This is a genomic window from Mesorhizobium carmichaelinearum (assembly GCF_900199455.1).
Taxonomy (GTDB): Bacteria; Pseudomonadota; Alphaproteobacteria; order Rhizobiales; family Rhizobiaceae; genus Mesorhizobium; species Mesorhizobium carmichaelinearum.
In genome coordinates this window covers 1-941 of the sequence record NZ_FZQR01000130.1, presented here as the reverse complement: position 1 = coordinate 941, position 941 = coordinate 1, and the positions used below count along the sequence as shown (strand labels likewise).

Below are 941 nucleotides of genomic sequence, written 5' to 3'. Positions count from 1 at the left end.
GCCCGTCGGAACGGGTCCTTTCGCTTTCCTCTTCCGGCTCCAGCATCTCGATCAGCGCGGCAATTTTGGTGCCGGGCAAAGGACGGCCTTCGCCTATCAGGGCCTCGTCATTGACCAACCAGGCGACAGCCTCTCTCAACTCCTCAACTGAGGCGTCGGTCGACACGATTTCGGCAACCGTCGCCTCGTCCACCAGGCCAAGTACCGAAAGCACTTCATCGTGGGTCATCGCCATTGCAGGTCTCCCTGGTATTGAAACGTCCGCAACAACGCCTCGAACGCCGTTTATGTTTCCAAGTTCCTGCAAGAGACCTCTTGACGTTGCCGAGCGCGATTCCCACCTCATTTCCGCCGGCGCCGAAGGGGTCGGCAAAGACAGGGAGCACCGGGCTTCCTGGTGCTCGTATCTATGTTGCTCAAAGGAGGATGTAGCTATGAGAACAAACATGGACTTTTCCCCCTTCTACAGGTCAAGCATCGGCTTCGACCGCATCTTCAACCTGCTCGAAAATGCAAGCCATCCGCAGAACGGCGATGGATGGCCACCCTATGACATCGCCAAACTCGGCGAGGACAGCTATCGCATTGTGGTCGCGGTGGCCGGCTTCGGCGAGGACGAGCTTTCGATCACACATGAGCCGAACCTTTTGGTCATCAACGGCGCCAAGACCGAAAATGACGACGTCCAGTACCTTCATCACGGCTTGGCACTCAGGCCTTTTACGCGCCGCTTCGAACTCGCCGACCATGTCAGCGTGACAGGCGCGAAGCTGGAAAACGGCCTGTTGGTCATCGATCTCCAAAAGGAAATTCCCGAGGAGATGAAGCCGCGCCGGATCGCCATCAATGCCGGTCCCGGCAAGAAGCCGAATTCCAAGCGGATTGAGGGTAACGTAGCCGCCTGATGCCCGCAAAGCTGCAGCCTGAAGAAGAAAGGAGGA

At 57.7% G+C, this 941-nt stretch carries 2 protein-coding genes; one reads left to right on the top strand and one right to left on the bottom strand.

Features of this window, described 5'->3' with window-relative positions; genetic code table 11:
- Positions 1–235 (bottom strand): hypothetical protein (locus CKW40_RS42320; RefSeq protein ID WP_179298323.1); only part of this gene is annotated, 235 nt, incomplete at its 3' end.
- Positions 236–434: 199 nt separating this feature from the next.
- Here CKW40_RS42320 and CKW40_RS42315 point away from each other — a divergent pair.
- A complete protein-coding gene (locus CKW40_RS42315; RefSeq protein ID WP_095205395.1) occupies positions 435–905 on the top strand; it encodes an Hsp20 family protein in 471 nt (156 codons plus the stop codon).
- Positions 906–941 lie beyond the last annotated feature (36 nt).

Excerpts from the sequence above, each read along its gene's own strand:
- CKW40_RS42315 (WP_095205395.1), top strand. The coding sequence starts at position 435 with ATGAGAACAAACATGGACTTTTCCCCCTTCTACAGGTCAAGCATCGGC.